This window comes from Tomitella biformata AHU 1821 (assembly GCF_000524475.1).
Classification (GTDB): Bacteria; Actinomycetota; Actinomycetes; order Mycobacteriales; family Mycobacteriaceae; genus Tomitella; species Tomitella biformata.
The window spans coordinates 55,719-70,460 of the sequence record NZ_BAVQ01000023.1 but is presented as its reverse complement, the minus strand read 5'-3'; the positions used below and the strand labels follow the sequence as shown (position 1 = coordinate 70,460).

The window sequence follows — 14,742 nt, the reverse complement described above, 5'->3', positions numbered from 1 at the left end:
TTTCATGTTGGTGCAGCATTCAACTAGTTTCCCGGTTTGGTCCGAATAACCGAGCGCTTCCACGCTCTCTGTGAAGCGAAGGCAGGCCCAGCCGTCGCGCGGACCGGTGGGGTCTGCACGTCGCGGCATGCGACGCCATCCGTATCGCATATGCGGTGGTAGGAGAGGAATCTAGCGAGTTTCGGGTTGCTGAGTGTGAGGCCGGGGAGGTGCCTTGCCTCGCGTGCCGAGCAGGCGGGAGCGCTCCTCGTGCCGTCATGCATGGACTAGATATGCGGTCTCAGACCCGACAATTTGCAGTCCGGAACCATTAACGTGCATGTCATCCATTCGGTTGACACCCACTCATCCTTTAGGCCGGACCTAGCATGCAGGCTTTTTTCCGGGAGGGGAAGCTGTTAATGTCCTTCTGGTGCTTCCGGCTGGAGCGAATTCATCGCGCCAGCCGATTACTGGACAGCCGACCTGATTCGGGGGGCTGCGATGAAAGGTTTGAAAGATGCGTTTCAATAAGGTTGCGGGCATTGCCGCGTCCACTTTCTTCTCCGGCGCGCTCGTGCTGGGCCTGGCGACTTCGGCTGGCGCTGCGCCGGACCTCGGCAGCCTGAGCGGCTCGATCGGCGGCGGCGGCGGCGGCGTGGGCGACTGCAGCACCGTTGAGTACACGACGCCGGACAAGCTGAATGGCTGGAGCACCCCCGGCGATGAGACTGCCGCCACCATTGGTGCGGTCACCGACGGCCCGCTCGGAGCCGGCGCGCTCACCTTCGAGCAGTCGAACAAGGGCACCTCGCTGTACAAGAATGCCGCGGGCGTCAAGCTTTCCACCCTCGTCGACGCGCAGGGCAAGCTGACCGACATCGGGTACTCGTACCTGACCGACGGCGCAGCCCCCGCACTGCAGCTGCGCATCCTGGGTGCCAACTACGACACCGAGGGTGATGGCTTCGCCACCATCGTCTGGACGCCGGCAAATGGGGATGGCAGCAAGTGGCTGACGGCTACGCCTGGGGATAGCGACCAGTACTGGGTGACTCGGGATATCCGTGGCGTCGAGGGTGTCCGTGATGGCGAGGCCCTGCCGCGCAATGAGCGCACCACCCTCAAGAACATCATCGCGATGAACCCGGATGCCACGCTGATCGAGTACGGAGTTCAGCAGACCAAGGAGAACGCTGCCACGGGCGTCGCGGTTGACGGCTTCGTCTTCGGCTGCACCACCACGGACTTCGAGCTCGTCGCCCCCGCGGCCGTCCCCGCACAGGCCAGCCCGTTGGCGGCGCTGACGAACCTGTTCGGCGGCCTCTCCTGAGAAGTGTCGGCAGATCTGCGCTGATCGCGTGGCCTTGCTGAGCTTCTGATGAATGAGACTGGGCCCCAGCGTAAAGCTGGGGCCCAGTCTCATGTCCGAGCCTGGCGCGGTGATCCCCGCGGCTATATAAGGAGTCTCCGCCAGCATCCGCACCGACATCGCACACAGCAGGTGCCACAACCGGACAGCGACCAGTCGCCAGGATGCTCGCGGAGCGTCGCCTGCGGTGGATCCGGTGTGCTGCTGGTGGTAGCTGCGCCCAGCACGCTGTTTCCGCGCCCCGAGGTGCTGACCTTTAGTTCGCTCGCCTTGGGCGCGGCACTGCAGGCGATCGATATCCAGGCTCCGAGCCGGAGCTTGTGCGCAGCCATGTTCGAGAAGGCTGGCGGGACTGGCTTGGGCAGGTGCCGGCCGTTGCGCACTACGTTTGGGCACCCGAAAGAGGGCTTCGGAGCGGGTAGCGCAAGGTGCGGTCTTCGTCGCTGTGCTCCCCTTGCATGACCGTCCCGCCTCCTGAGGCTCCGAGGTTGAGGCTCGCGCGCTGTGGGCTCGGCACACCGGGCCACGACCTTGAGGCTCCGGTCCGTAGCGCCGCTATCAGGGCGCGATGCCACACGGAACCGCCCGTGCAGATTCCAGGACGATTGACTTGATCATTACGGCAGCGGGGGTCATTCCGTGACATGCACTAACTGGACGTTTGTCTGCAACATATTAGTTTGAATAACGAATTACTAATTGAGTCAATTATGTGCTGAAGGTCCCTATTTGCGGCTATCTGGGTGATATGTTCGGACAAGTTGAAAATGGTACATAACCTATCCGACGAAAAGCCTGGGAGTGAATCATGCGAATAAAGGCCTTGTCCGCGCGTTACTGAGTGTCAGTGGTGCCGTCTTCGTCGGTGTCGCGATGACTGTGCCGGCGTCAGCGGACCCCTTTGAGCTTGCGCCCGCGCCTGATCCTTATGTCAAGGCTGACTACGTGTGCGCAGCCAACTACTTCCCCTCGTCCCAGAGTTGGGAAGTCAGCTGGGGAGGGAAAATCTCCGGCGGTCTTAAGTGGAGCAGTATCTCGTTCGACGGTATCACCTACATCGACCCTGGAAAAGCTGGTAAGACGCCAGCTGGGGAGCTTGCGGCGATCCATGCGTACGACGCGGAGCACGGTGGAACCAAACTGAACACCGCTTACCACTGGTGGTACCCGTCGTTTGACATGGTGACAAATGAGGCGAAGGTGGTCATCGGGTTCAAGGATGGCGACGTGATTTTGGGCCAGACGAAGGTCGGCAACGATAATTGTCCCTCAGTTCGGTGGATCCACTACAGCCCGGCAGGTGACATCTTGGAATCGGCCCCGCCAGCCACATACCCGACCCCGGGTGATCCGCTCCCCGTGAAGCCGATCATTCGGTCGGATTCCGATAGCTCGCCCTTTGGGTCCCTCGGATCGCTGAGCATGCTATTCGGTTCCTGACCGATGATCTGGCCCGATGAATGGCATTGGAAGAGCCTTAGTGTGAATCCAATAAGCTAACTCGCAGGCCCGGATCAGTAGTTAATTCGGGACACGAAATACGTTTCGGGCGAATACGCGCTGTGCCCCTCTGCGAACACGAACATCTCGGAGGGGCACAGCGCTGCTTTGGTGCGGCCGCGCCCCGACCAGTGCGGCCGGGCACGGCCGGGGAGAATGGCCCGCATGGTTCACCTCATGGCGCGCGGCGTCCAGCTCATCTCGGCGGTGGCGGTGCTGTCGGTGGCGGCTTCTGCGCTCGCGTCGTGCGCGATGGCCCCGCCTCCCGAGGTGCCGACGTTCAGCCCGCCCGCGTTGGGCGCGGCGCTGCCGGCGATCGATATCGAGGCCCCGGACCGCAGCGCCGACCAACTCGCGGACTGGGCGGCGCCGCTCGCGGACGAGTTGCGGATCTCGCAGACCGCGCTGGAGGCCTACGGATTCGCGGCCGCCGTCTTGGCCCAGTCCGCCCCGGGGTGCGGGGTCGGCTGGACGACGATCGCCGGGATCGGCTCCGTCGAGAGCGGGCATGGCACCCACAACGGCGCGTCGGTCGGCCCAGATGGAAACGTCGCGCCGCCGATCCGGGGGATCGCCCTCGATGGCCGTCCCGGCGTGGCGCTGATTATGGACACCGACGGCGGCCGCCTGGACGGGGATGCCGTCCACGACCGGGCCCTGGGCCCGACGCAGTTCATCCCCGAGACGTGGGAACGCTGGGGGGTCGACGCGAACGGCGACGGCGTGGCGGACCCAGACAGCATCGACGACGCGGCGCTGACCACGGCCCGCTATCTGTGCGCCAGCACGGATACGATGACCACCGCGGAGGGCTGGTCGAAAGCGCTGTTCACCTACAACATGTCGACGCAGTACGCGTTGGATGTCCAGCACCGGGCCAACGCGTACGCGGCGGGGTTGCGGCCGTGAATGTAATTCCCGCAACGTTCTAGCGCGTGCCTTCGCGACGTGCAGGGGCCGGACCGATAGGCTCTCGGCACGAGCAGTGCTGTCGGGGTTGGCCCGGGAGTGAAATTAGTTGCAGCTAGAAGATCGAGGAGCACCCGTGGCGGTCATCGAACAGGTCGGAGCCCGTGAAATCTTGGACTCCCGTGGCAATCCCACGGTTGAGGTCGAGGTAGCGCTGGACGACGGCACCTTCGCGCGGGCGGCAGTGCCCTCCGGCGCGTCCACCGGCGAGCATGAGGCGGTCGAGCTGCGCGACGGCGGCTCCCGCTACGACGGCAAGGGCGTGCAGAAGGCCGTCGAGGCCGTGCTCTCCGAGCTCGCGCCCGCCGTCATCGGCATCTCCGCCGAGGAGCAGCGCGTTGTCGACCAGGAGCTGATCGACGCCGACGGCACCCCCGACAAGTCCCGCCTGGGCGCGAACGCGCTGCTGGGCGTCTCCCTCGCGATCGCGAAGGCCGGCGCGGAGTCCTCGGGCCTGGAGCTGTTCCGCTACGTCGGCGGCCCCAACGCCCACGTGCTGCCGGTGCCGATGATGAACATCCTCAACGGCGGCGCGCACGCGGACACCGGCGTGGACGTCCAGGAGTTCATGGTCGCCCCGATCGGCGCTCCGACCTTCAAGGAGTCCCTGCGCTGGGGCACCGAGGTCTACCACTCGCTCAAGTCCGTGCTCAAGAAGAAGGGCCTCGGCACCGGGCTGGGCGATGAGGGCGGCTTCGCCCCCAATGTCGCCGGCACCCGGGAGGCCCTCGACCTGATCAGCGAGGCCATCGCGCTGACCGGGCTGAAGCTCGGCACCGACGTGGCGCTCGCGCTCGACGTCGCGGCCACCGAATTCCACACCGACGGCAAGGGCTACGCGTTCGAGGGCGCGACCCTGTCCGCCAGCGAGCTCATCGACTTCTACGTCAAGCTCAGCGCCGAATACCCCATGGTCTCCGTCGAGGACCCCCTCAGCCAGGACGACTGGTCCGGCTGGGTCGAGCTGACGCAGCGCCTGGGCGACAAGCTGCAGATCGTGGGCGACGACCTGTTCGTCACCAACCCCGTCCGCATGCAGAAGGGCATCGACCTCGGCGCCGCCAACGCGCTGCTGGTCAAGGTCAACCAGATCGGCACCCTCACCGAGACCATCGACGCCGTCGACCTCGCGCACCGCAGCGGCTACCGCTCGATGATGAGCCACCGCTCCGGCGAGACCGAGGACACCACGATCGCAGACCTCGCCGTCGCGCTCAACTGCGGCCAGATCAAGACCGGCGCGCCCGCCCGCAGCGAGCGCGTCGCCAAGTACAACCAGCTGCTGCGCATCGAGGAATCTCTCGGCGACGCCGGCCGCTACGCCGGCGCTGGCGCGTTCCCGCGCTTCAACGCGGGGGATGCCAAGAGCTGATGGCTGAGCGGGGTAGGCGGCGGCCCGAGGGCAGCCCAGGCGGCAGAGAGCCGAGACGCGTAGAGCGTGCTCGGGACTCTCGCGCGCGTGGGCAGCAGGGCCGCACGCCTACCTCCTCCCGCTCCGCCGGCGAGGCGGGCAAGGCGCGGCAGAGCACCCGCGTGGTGCAGACCCCGCGGGCCGCCGAGTCCAAGAAGGGCCACGGCGGATTCGAGTTCGAGGCACCGGCGCTGTGGACGAAGTTCCTGGAGCGCTTCCATGGCGGCGAGGGCATGTCGCCGCGCCGGGTGGTCATTGTGGTGACGATGGTGTGCTTCCTCGGACTGGCCTTGGCCGCGCCGCTGCGCACCTTCTTCGAGATGCGCAGCGAGGCTGCCAGCGTGGCCGCCGAGCATGCGATGCTCACCAGCGAACTGCAAGTGCTCGAGGCACGCAAGGCCCAGCTAGATGACCCGGATTATGTCCGTGCCCAGGCGCGGGAGCGGCTGGGATTCGTGACCCGCGGTGAGACCCCCTACATTGTGGAGCTGCCCGGCAATCAGTTCGCACCGCAGGAAGAGGCTGCCGCCGTACATGATTCGGATCACCCTTGGTATAAAAACCTCTGGGACTCGGTGTCGCAACCGTTGCCGGATGAGAACGCTCCGCCGCCCCCGGTGCCGAATGTCATCCCCGGTCCCAGCAGCACCCCCTGAATGAGTGAGAGAAATGAAGGCGGCAAACAGTTGAGCCAGACCAGCGGCCCCGTTAGCGAGACGGACCTGGCGATCGTCGAAACCCAGCTCGGGCGCACCCCCCGCGGTGTCCTGGCCATCGCCTTCCGCTGCCCCGACGGGGCGCCGGGCGTCGTCAAGACCGCGCCCCGCCTGCCCGACGGCACACCGTTCCCCACCCTGTACTACTTGACCGATCCGAGACTGACCATCGCCATCGGACGCCTGGAGTCCGACGGCATCATGCGAGGGATGAGCGAGCGCCTGCTGCACGACGCGCCCCTGGCCGCGCAGTACCTCGTCGCCTACGAGTCGTACCTGGCCGAGCGCAACGCGATCGAGGACCTCGGCACCACCTTCACCGGCGGCGGCATGCCGGAGCGGGTCAAGTGCCTCCACGTGCTCGCCGCGCATGCCCTCGCCAAGGGCCCGGGCCTGAACCCCATCGGCGACGAGGCGGTCGCGCTCATCGCAGCCACCGGGTTGCGCGGCACCGCGGTGCCCGCAGACTGGCCCGAGCTGGCCGAGTTCCGGCCGGCCGACGAGGCCGAGTCGGATACTGGGACCGCGACTGGGGACAGCGCGTGACCCGCGTCGCCGCCATCGACTGCGGCACCAACTCGATCCGGCTGCTCGTCGCGGAGGCCGACGCCGCGGGCCGGCTGACGGACATCGACCGCCAGATGCGCGTCGTGCGCCTGGGCCAGGACGTCGACGCCCGCGGGGCCTTCGTCCCGGAGGCGCTGCTGCGCACCAGGACCGCGCTCGAGGAGTACGCCCAGATCATCCGGGACAACGGTGCGACGGCGATCCGCATGGTCGCCACCTCCGCGACCCGCGACGCCGAGAACCGTGATGAGTTCTTCTACATGACGCAGGAGGTGCTCGGCGATATCGTGGCCGGCGCCAAGGCCGAGGTCATCACCGGAGACGAGGAGGCGCGGTTGTCCTTCGCCGGCGCCGTCGGCGACCTTTCCACCGACACGGACCCGGTGCTCGTGGTGGATTTGGGCGGCGGCTCCACGGAATTGGTGCTGGGCTCCGGCGGCGTGGTGGCTGCTGCAAAGTCTTCCAACATCGGCTGCGTCCGCGTGACCGAGCGCTGCCTGCCCAGCGACCCGCCCACGGCCGACGAGATAGACGCCGCCGAGCGGTTCATTGCCGAGCGGCTCGCCGTCGCGCTGGAGACCGTGCCCGTCGAGCAGACCCGCAGCTGGGTCGGAGTCGCCGGCACCATGACGACGATCGCCGCCATCGCGCTCGGGCTCGATGAATACCAGGCCGACCGAATCCACTTGTCCCGCATCCCATTCGATCAGCTGAACGAGGTGTGCGATCGGCTGATCGGGATGAGCCGCAAGGATCGTGCCGCGCTCGGCCCCATGCACCCCGGCCGCGTCGACGTCATCGGCGGCGGCGCCCTCATCACCCGGACGCTCGCGCGGATCCTGTCCGAGCGAGCCGGCGTTGACGAGCTCGTGGTCAGCGAACATGACATCCTGGACGGCATCGCGGCGTCGATCGTCCGGCGGTGATTCGGGCCCGGGCCGTGAGCCCGGGCACCCAGCCCCCATAGCCCAATTGGCAGAGGCAGCGGACTTAAAATCCGCCAAGTGTCGGTTCGAGTCCGACTGGGGGCACAAATGAGGGCACGGCTCGGGACCCGTACCCGGTGACCCGCGGCCGCCGAACGCGCCGTCGGGCAAGGTCTCTCAGCTGTGGTAGAAGTCGACCACCGGCTCTTGGCCGAGGACGCTACCGCCGCTGCCGGTCATCGTGAGGTAGCTGGAGTCCAGCCGGTACGTGGTGCCGGTGCTGCTCACCGCGGTGAAGCCGGACCCGCTGGGCACTGGATCATCGATCTCGATCGCGGCGTTGTCGGATGCGCGCACACCCTTGTAGTAGTAGCGGCCGACGCCGGTGACGCAGACGACGACATAGGACATGGTGGTTCGCGCGACCGCCACAGCGGGGTTCGCCTCGTTGCACCGGGCGTTCGGGTTGTTGAGGAAACCCTGACCGTCGGCGCCGGACACACCGATGTTGCGGGCCGCGGACGGGCGGTTGGTCGGCGCGGTGGTTCGCGCAGACGGCGCCGGCACCGTGGTGGTGACCGTCGCGGTGGGCTGGTCGGTGGTGGGCGCGGCCTGCGCGGACAATGGGCTGCCTGGCGAAGTCGGGGTGGCCACAGCGCCGGTGTTTCCCTGGTCGGCGGTGTTCGCGACGTCGACGGCCGAGTTCTTCGACAGGCTCACCCACGCCACCGTCCCGCCCAGACCGATTATGAGGACAGCCAGCAATGTCAGCAGTACCGGGATCATCGGGGATTTTCGTGCGGGGGGCTGGCCGGGGTAGGGCTGGCCGGAGAACTGGGGGCCGGAGTACTGGGGGTCGGCGTAGTGGGGGCCGTACCCGGCGGGCGGCAGAGTCTGCCCGACGGCGGTCTGCTGGAATATTCCGACATTGCCCACCTGGCCCACCGTCGTGTTCTGGGTGGTCTGCTCGACGATGGCGGCGGCCGCGCTCTGCTCGCGTTGGCCCAGCGCCGCGTATGCGGCGCGCGCGAAATCTCCAGCACTGCGGTAGCGCTCTTGAGGCTGTTTGGCCATGCCGCGGGCGATAACACCGTCGAATGACGTTGAGACACCGGGCTTTTGGCTGGGCAGTGGCGGTGCGGCGAGAAGGTGTGACTTGATAAGTTGGCTGACGGTTCCCCGGGGGAAGGGCTGGTTGCCGGTCAGGCACTCGTGCAGGACGCAGGTGAGCGAGTAGGTGTCGGCCGCTCCGTCGACGGCACCCACATCGAAGCGCTCGGGGGCCATATAGGCGTAGGAGCCGATGGCCGCCCCTTGCGTGGTGAGCTGCGCGTCGGAGCTGGAGTGGGCGATGCCGAAATCCACCAGATACGCGAAGCCGTCGTTGGTGACCAGGATGTTCTCCGGCTTGACGTCGCGGTGCACCAGCCCGTCGGCATGCGCGGCGTCGAGCGCGGCCGCAATCTGCCCGATCACCGCGACCGCCTGGGCCGGCGACAGCGGGCCGTCCGTGCGAAGGGCCGCCCGCAGATCGCGGCCATGGACCAGACGCATGTCGATGTACAGCACGCCGTCGATCTCGCCCCAGTCGTGGATGGGGATCACATGCGGTTCCTGCAGACGAGCGGCGGCACGGGACTCAAGGCGGAATCGCTCCTGATAGGAGGGGTCGCGAGCGAGATTCTCAGCCAGCAGCTTCAGGGCGACAGTCCGGCCCTTGACCGTGTCATAGGCCTCGTAGACCTCGCCCATCCCGCCCTTGCCGATCAGCGACCGGAGCTGATAGGGGCCGAACGCGCTGCCCACACGGGAGCCTGCAGAACTCTGATCCATGGGTTCCGATTCTCTAGACGCCGTTTTACAGGGGAGGAGCCCATTCTACGATCGGCTGGGGTTTCCAATACGATCCGGGCATGAACTGGCCGATTATTCGCAACATCACGATCGCCAAGGGGGGAGTTCAGCGGAGCTTCGAGCCGTCGGGTCCCGTGACCGTCGGACGGGACGGGGCACGCGAGGTGGTGGTCGACCACCATCTGGTCTCGCGATTCCACGCGCAACTGGTGTGGCGGGACGGTTGGCTGCTGTCCGACGCCGGCAGCACCAACGGCACCTTCATCGGTGGGCTGCGGGTGGTCGACGCGGTGCGGGTGGACCGGCAGCTTGAGATCCGCCTGGGCGATCCCCACACCGGACCGTTGTTAAGGCTGTCGGTGACACCTCAGGCCGTTGGCCCGCCGATGGCCATGCCGATGGTGGACGTCACCGCGATGGCGACGCCCAACTCGCCGCCGGCGGACCGGTCTGGCCCCGTCACGCTGACCGGCGCGATACCGGTGTCGACCCGCGGGGTGACCATCGGCCGGATCCCCGGCAACGACATCGTGCTGGCGGACGTGCTGGTCTCGCGCCAGCACTGCCGGCTCGTCTCGACGCCCGCGGGAGTCGAGCTCCAGGACCTGCAGAGCGCCAACGGCACCTTCGTCAACGGCTGGGCCACCCGGCAGGCGCGGTTGAACGACCGCGACGTGATCACAGTGGGCAACGAGGACCTGCTCTTCGCCGGCGGCGCGATCCACCGGATTCAGCGCGGCGCCCGGGACCGCGGGCTGCACCTGATGGGCGTCGGCTTCACGGTGGCGCAGAACAAGCGACTGCTGGTGGACGTCACCATCGATGCCGAGCCAGGCTCGCTCACCGCGCTCATCGGCCCGTCGGGGGCTGGCAAGTCAACGCTGGCGAGGGTCATTTCCGGCTCGAGCAACCCCACCGAGGGCGTGGTGCTATTCGAGGGCCACGACCTGCACGCGGAGTTCCCGGCGCTGCGCGGGCGCATCGGGCTGGTGCCGCAGGACGACGTGCTGCACCGCCAGCTCACCGTGCGCCAGGCCCTCAACTATGCGGCCGAGCTCCGTCTGCCCGTCGACACCTCCCCGGCCGATCGCGACCAGGCCGTCGCCGGCGTGCTCGGCGAGCTCTCCCTGACAGGGCACGCGGACACCCGGGTTGACCGGCTGTCCGGCGGCCAGCGCAAGCGTGCCTCGGTGGCCCTCGAGCTGCTCACCGGTCCGTCGCTGCTGATCCTGGACGAGCCGACGTCGGGCCTGGACCCCGCGCTCGACCGCCAGGTGATGGTGATGCTGCGAGAGCTGGCGGATGCCGGCCGGGTGGTCATCGTGGTCACCCACTCCGTCGCGCACCTCGACATGTGCGATCAGGTCCTACTGCTCGCCCCGGGCGGAAAGACGGCGTATTTCGGCAGTGCCAAGGACATCGGGAAAACCCTGGGAGTGGCCGATTGGGCGGACATTTTTGTGCGGGTGAGCAGCTTCCCCGACGACGTCTTCGCCGCCTACCGCGCCCGACGCGGCCCGCGACCAGCGCTTGCGCCCCCGCGGGCCGGCGCGCCCCGGCGGCCGCCGACGATCGCCGCGGGCCGGCAGCTCTCGACGATCGCCAGGCGGCAGGTCCGGCTCATCCTGGCCGACCGCGGCTACCTCGTCTTCCTGGCCGCGCTGCCCTTCGTCCTGGGGATCCTGGCCCTGGTGGTCCCCGGCAACGCGGGCTTCGGGCTGGCTGGGCAGGGCGCACCGACCGAGGCGATGCAGATCATGGTGCTGTTGATTCTGGGCGCGGCCTTCATGGGCTCCTCGCTGTCCATCCGCGACCTGGTGGGGGAGCGGTCCATCTACCTGCGCGAGCGCGCGGTGGGGCTCAGCCCGGTGGCCTATCTGAGCGCGAAGACGGCGGTGTTCTGCGGGGCCGCGGTGTTGCAGTCGCTGGTGCTGATGGCCATCGTGTTCGCGGGCAAGGGGCTGCCGGACTCGAGTGCGCTGTTGCCCTCCGGCGCGTTCGAGCTGTTCGTCGGGATCGCGGTGACGGCGTCCTGCTGCGTGACCATCGGGTTGATGCTGTCCGCGTTCGCAAAGTCCGCGGAGCAGGTGATGCCGCTGCTCGTCGTCGCCGTGATGGCGCAGCTGGTGATGTGCGGAGGGCTGATCCCCGTCACCGGCCGTGCGGGGCTGGAGCAGCTGTCCTGGCTGTTCCCGGCGCGTTGGGGCTTCGCCGCTGGCGCCTCGACGGTGGACCTGCGCGCCAACGTCGCGACCACGAAACCGGATGTGCTGTGGCAGAGCGCGCCAGGCATTTGGGTGCTCGCCATCGGGATGCTCCTCGTCCTCAGCGCCGCGTTCTCTGCGGTGACCCTACGCAGACTCAAGACCGTCGCCCGGGTTTGAGCGGGTTGCGAACACCTGGTCACTGCACTGGGTAGACTCGGCGCGACTGTATCGACAGATGCTGTTCAGGCAACTGAATGTCTCTGGGAACCGAATGCAGCGTCTACTCGTTTAACTTGCAAGCCGACAGGACATAGAGCCGGGACTCACCCGGCAGGCACCGCGTGAACTCGCGGCGCCCAACACAGGAGGGACGGACACGGTGCGTCAAAGCAGCAACCCGGTGTTCAAGAATCTCGACAAGGAGTACGCCAAGATCGGTGGCAACGCCGCCGGTGGCGTCGCGGGCGCCCAGCGGATGGGCGTAGGCCAGCAGCAGTACGGCGGCCAGCCCGGGGCTGAGGCATTCAAGACCGGGCGTGACCAGCGTGCGATGACCATCGACGACGTCGTCACCAAGACCGCGATGACGCTCGGCGTGCTGACGATCACGGCAGTCATCTCGTATGTCTTGGTGCACGGCAACGAATCGCTCATGGTGCCGCTCTCGATGGGCGGCATGATTGTTGGTCTCGTCCTTGCCCTGGTCGCCATCTTCACCAAGCGCACGGACAACCCCGCCATCGTGCTGGCCTACGCCGCGGCGGAGGGCGTGTTCCTCGGCGCCATCTCGTTCATGTTCGCCAACCTCAGCTTCAACGGTGGCACGGCGCCTGGCAACGACATCATTATCCAGGCGGTCGTCGGCACCTTCGGCGTGTTCGGCGGCATGCTGGTGGTCTACAAGACCGGCGCGATCCGCGTCACCCCCAAGTTCACGAAGATGATCGTCGGCGCCCTGTTCGGTGTGCTTGCGCTCATGGTCGTCAACCTGGTCGCCGGCTTCATCACGCCCGGCGGCCTGGGCCTGCGAGACGGTGGCACCATCGCCATCATCTTCAGCCTCGTCTGCATCGGCCTCGCCGCGATGAGCTTCCTGATCGACTTTGACCAGGCCGACAAGATGATCGCGGCCGGCGTGCCCGAGAAGGCCGCGTGGTCGGTGGCCTTCGGCCTGACCGTCACGCTGGTCTGGCTGTACCTCGAGATCCTGCGCCTGCTCAGCTACTTCCAGAGCCGATAGCGTTGTAGCGTTCCAACCCAAAGGACCCGGACTCGCAGAGTCCGGGTCCTTTGTTGTCGGTATTTCCCTTGCGCGGGCGCTCAGTGGGCGCCGGCGACCGCGCGGGCGCCCGCAGACCTGCGCGCGGCCGAGATGACAGCCGCGAGGCTGGCACCGGTCGTGGAGGAGCCGGTGCCCACAGCCCACTCCGGGCCGGTCGGCGCGGCGTACTCGAGATAGGCCACCGCGTCTGCGGCGCTGCCCCGGCCGATCGATTGCAGAGTCAGAGACAGCACCTCGACGGGATGGCCGAGCGTGCCCAGAGTCTGAGTCAGCGCGTCCACCGGACCAGTGCTGTGGGCGACGAGACGGTCGTGGGCCCGCCCTCCGACCAGGATGGTGAGGCGGGTGCGCTCGGCACCGTCGTCCGCGCGCTCGCTGGCCCACTCGGCGAGCGCAAGGGCGGGGTCGGACGGGGCGTAGGCCGCGTCGAAGATGGCCCGCAGCCCGTGGGCGGTGACCTCCTCGCCGGTGCCGTCGGTGTGGAGCTGGACGTGGCGGGCGAGATCGATCTGCAGCCGCCGCGGCAGCGCCAGACCGAACTCGGACTCCAACAGGTAGGCGATGCCGCCCTTGCCGGACTGGGAGTTCACCCGGATGACGGCGTCGTAGCTGCGGCCCAGGTCCGCAGGGTCGATCGGCAGATACGGCACCCGCCACTCCAGGTCTGCCGCGGGCACGCCCGTCGCGGTCGCCCTGGCCTGATGCTCGGCGAAGCCCTTCTTGATCGCGTCCTGATGGGTGCCGGAGAAGGCCGTGTGCACGAGGTCGCCCACGTACGGGTGGCGGTCGTGGACGGGCAGTCGCGTGCAGTGCTCCACGGTGCGCCGGATGTGGTCGATGTCCGAGAAGTCGATCATCGGGTCGATGCCCTGCGCGTGCAGGTTGAGCCCCAGCGTCGCGATGTCCACGTTGCCGGTCCGCTCGCCGTTGCCGAAGATACAGCCCTCGACCCGTTGCGCTCCCGCGAGCATCGCCAGCTCCGCGCAGGCTACGCCCGTGCCCCGATCATTGTGCGGATGCACCGAGAGGATGACTGCGTCGCGGCGGGCGAGGTTGCGGTGCATGTGCTCGATCTGGTCGGCGTACACATTGGGCGTCGCGGCCTCGACCGTCGCCGGCAGGTTGAGGATCACCGGGCGGTCCGGCGTCGCGTCCCAGCGCGTGGTGATGGCATCGCAGATCTCCAGGGCGAAGTCCGGCTCGGTCAGGTTGAACACCTCGGGGGAGAACTGGAACCGCACGCCGTCCAGATCTCCGGCGAATTCCAGCACATCCCGGGCTCCGGCATCGATCAGGGCCGCGAGCTCGCCGCGGCTCCGGCCCAGCACCACGCCCCGCCAGACGGGGGCGGTGGCGGTGTACATGTGGATGACCACCGGGTTGCGGATGCCGCGGATCGACGCGACCGTCCGCTCGATCAGGTCGCGTCGGGCGGGGGTGAACACGACGATCGTCACATCCGGTGGGGCGATATCGGACTCGGCGATGAGCCGGACGAAGTCATAGTCGGTCTGCGAGGCGCTGGGGTAGCCGACCTCGATCTCCTTATAGCCGATCTGCACCATCAGCTCGAAGAGCCGGCGCTTGCGGGCGGGGTCCATGGGCTCGGCGAGCGCCTGGTTTCCGTCCCGCAGGTCGACGGGCACCCAGATCGGCGCGTGCTCGAGGCGGGCGCTGGGCCAGTGGCGGTCCGACGCGGGCACTTCGACGCGGGCGTGCACGTCTCGATAGCGATGGGAGGGCATGGGTGACGGCTGTTGGCGATTCCACCGGTCCGGGCGGGCGGAGGATGTGGGGTGCTGTGGCATGGCGTTTTTGGGCATCGGGCTGCGCTCCTGAGCTGAGGTCCTGGAATGAGCTGGGGACCGGCATGACGGGGCGCCCGCAACGGGGTGCCGGTCGATCAGGCCCCGCAGCGGCGGCGAAGGAGGAGAAGGCTCAGGCTCACGGCTGTTACGC

The 14,742-nt window shown here is 67.6% G+C and carries 11 protein-coding genes and 1 tRNA gene; 10 read left to right on the top strand and 2 right to left on the bottom strand.

Annotated elements, in window-relative coordinates; all coding sequences use genetic code 11:
• The first annotated feature begins 499 nt into the window (after positions 1 to 499).
• The 8 genes from TBIF_RS09120 (at position 500) to TBIF_RS09085 (ending at position 7,545) form a co-directional block, all read left to right on the top strand.
• Positions 500 to 1,312: a hypothetical protein gene (locus tag TBIF_RS09120; RefSeq protein WP_024794511.1), complete on the top strand. Its 813-nt coding sequence runs from the start codon at positions 500 to 502 to the stop codon at positions 1,310 to 1,312.
• An 840-nt stretch (positions 1,313 to 2,152) separates the two neighbouring features.
• Positions 2,153 to 2,791 carry a hypothetical protein gene (locus tag TBIF_RS09115; protein WP_038170526.1) on the top strand — a complete coding sequence of 213 codons (639 nt, stop codon included), beginning with the start codon at positions 2,153 to 2,155 and terminating at the stop codon, positions 2,789 to 2,791.
• Between the two features lie 225 nt (positions 2,792 to 3,016).
• A complete protein-coding gene (locus tag TBIF_RS09110; RefSeq protein ID WP_307810583.1) occupies positions 3,017 to 3,760 on the top strand; it encodes a lytic transglycosylase domain-containing protein in 744 nt (247 codons plus the stop codon).
• A gap of 136 nt (positions 3,761 to 3,896) precedes the next feature.
• A complete protein-coding gene (gene eno / locus TBIF_RS09105) occupies positions 3,897 to 5,192 on the top strand; it encodes a phosphopyruvate hydratase (RefSeq protein ID WP_024794508.1) in 1,296 nt (431 codons plus the stop codon).
• A 161-nt stretch (positions 5,193 to 5,353) separates the two neighbouring features.
• On the top strand, positions 5,354 to 5,887 hold the full coding sequence (locus tag TBIF_RS23300) for an FtsB family cell division protein (protein WP_051461442.1): 534 nt from the start codon (positions 5,354 to 5,356) through the stop codon (positions 5,885 to 5,887).
• Complete coding sequence (locus TBIF_RS09095) at positions 5,888 to 6,493, top strand: DUF501 domain-containing protein (RefSeq protein WP_051461441.1); 606 nt, start codon at positions 5,888 to 5,890, stop codon at positions 6,491 to 6,493.
• Positions 6,490 to 7,440, top strand: a complete 951-nt coding sequence (locus tag TBIF_RS09090; RefSeq protein ID WP_024794505.1) for a Ppx/GppA phosphatase family protein — start codon at positions 6,490 to 6,492, stop codon at positions 7,438 to 7,440. The genes TBIF_RS09095 and TBIF_RS09090 overlap by 4 nt, the downstream gene beginning before the upstream one ends.
• Before the next feature lie 31 nt (positions 7,441 to 7,471).
• Positions 7,472 to 7,545: transfer RNA gene (locus TBIF_RS09085), tRNA-Leu, on the top strand.
• 72 nt (positions 7,546 to 7,617) lie between these two features.
• Here TBIF_RS09085 and TBIF_RS09080 read toward each other — a convergent pair.
• Complete coding sequence (locus tag TBIF_RS09080; protein WP_024794504.1) at positions 7,618 to 9,273, bottom strand: serine/threonine-protein kinase; 1,656 nt, start codon at positions 9,271 to 9,273, stop codon at positions 7,618 to 7,620.
• Between the two features lie 80 nt (positions 9,274 to 9,353).
• Here TBIF_RS09080 and TBIF_RS09075 point away from each other — a divergent pair, with 80 nt between their 5' ends.
• Both TBIF_RS09075 and TBIF_RS09070 read left to right on the top strand, forming a co-directional pair.
• The gene (locus TBIF_RS09075) at positions 9,354 to 11,678 is read left to right on the top strand and encodes an ATP-binding cassette domain-containing protein (RefSeq protein ID WP_024794503.1); all 2,325 of its coding nucleotides are present in this window, start codon (positions 9,354 to 9,356) and stop codon (positions 11,676 to 11,678) included.
• Between the two features lie 202 nt (positions 11,679 to 11,880).
• A complete protein-coding gene (locus TBIF_RS09070) occupies positions 11,881 to 12,741 on the top strand; it encodes a Bax inhibitor-1/YccA family protein (RefSeq protein WP_024794502.1) in 861 nt (286 codons plus the stop codon).
• 80 nt (positions 12,742 to 12,821) lie between these two features.
• Here the strand turns inward: TBIF_RS09070 and TBIF_RS09065 are convergent, their stop codons facing one another.
• Positions 12,822 to 14,606: a 2-isopropylmalate synthase gene (locus tag TBIF_RS09065; RefSeq protein ID WP_439654227.1), complete on the bottom strand. Its 1,785-nt coding sequence runs from the start codon at positions 14,604 to 14,606 to the stop codon at positions 12,822 to 12,824.
• Positions 14,607 to 14,742 lie beyond the last annotated feature (136 nt).

Excerpts from the sequence above, each read along its gene's own strand:
- TBIF_RS09110 (WP_307810583.1), top strand. The coding sequence starts at position 3,017 with ATGGTTCACCTCATGGCGCGCGGCGTCCAGCTCATCTCGGCGGTGGCG.
- TBIF_RS09065 (WP_439654227.1), bottom strand. The coding sequence starts at position 14,606 with ATGCCCAAAAACGCCATGCCACAGCACCCCACATCCTCCGCCCGCCCG.
- TBIF_RS09075 (WP_024794503.1), top strand. The coding sequence starts at position 9,354 with ATGAACTGGCCGATTATTCGCAACATCACGATCGCCAAGGGGGGAGTT.
- TBIF_RS09095 (WP_051461441.1), top strand. The coding sequence starts at position 5,888 with ATGAGTGAGAGAAATGAAGGCGGCAAACAGTTGAGCCAGACCAGCGGC.
- TBIF_RS09080 (WP_024794504.1), bottom strand. The coding sequence starts at position 9,273 with ATGGATCAGAGTTCTGCAGGCTCCCGTGTGGGCAGCGCGTTCGGCCCC.
- TBIF_RS09120 (WP_024794511.1), top strand. The coding sequence starts at position 500 with ATGCGTTTCAATAAGGTTGCGGGCATTGCCGCGTCCACTTTCTTCTCC.